This window comes from Campylobacter portucalensis, assembly GCF_009690845.1.
In the GTDB taxonomy this organism is placed as follows: domain Bacteria; phylum Campylobacterota; class Campylobacteria; order Campylobacterales; family Campylobacteraceae; genus Campylobacter_B; species Campylobacter_B portucalensis.
Genome location: NZ_VWSJ01000078.1, coordinates 1 through 496, shown reverse-complemented (window position 1 = coordinate 496; position 496 = coordinate 1). Strand labels below are relative to the sequence as shown.

At 27.6% G+C, this 496-nt stretch carries 1 protein-coding gene; it reads left to right on the top strand.

The genetic code is table 11. From position 1 onward, the window contains the following. Window positions 1–496: calcium-binding protein (locus F1B92_RS08710; RefSeq protein WP_154571447.1), on the top strand; the 496-nt coding region annotated here is incomplete at both ends.

The window sequence follows — 496 nt, the reverse complement described above, 5'->3', positions numbered from 1 at the left end:
GGCAATGATATATTACAAGGAAATTTAGGAAGCGATACTTATAAATTTGATGATAATTTTGGTAAAGACACTATAATAGAAACTAATCCAAACAACAACGACAAAAATATCATCAAATTTACAAACAATACAAAGCTATCAGACCTAACTTTCACTCAAACAAATAGCGACTTAATCATCAATCACAAAAATTATCAAAACACTATAACAATCAAAGACTTTTACACTAATGAAAACAAAATTTCATATTTAGAATTTTCTGACGGAAGTAAGCTAAATAACACAGATTTAAAAGATTTAGCATTTATGCAAAATAATAAATCAATACTTCACTACGCAAATTCAAATGAACCAAATTTAAATGAGAATTTAAAATCAACATTTTTTATGGCTGATATTGACACACCAAGCAACATAAGTGGAGCAATGCTAAATGATAGTCTAATTGGAAGTGATAAAAACGATAGCATTTGGGGCGGATATGGAAATGATATAA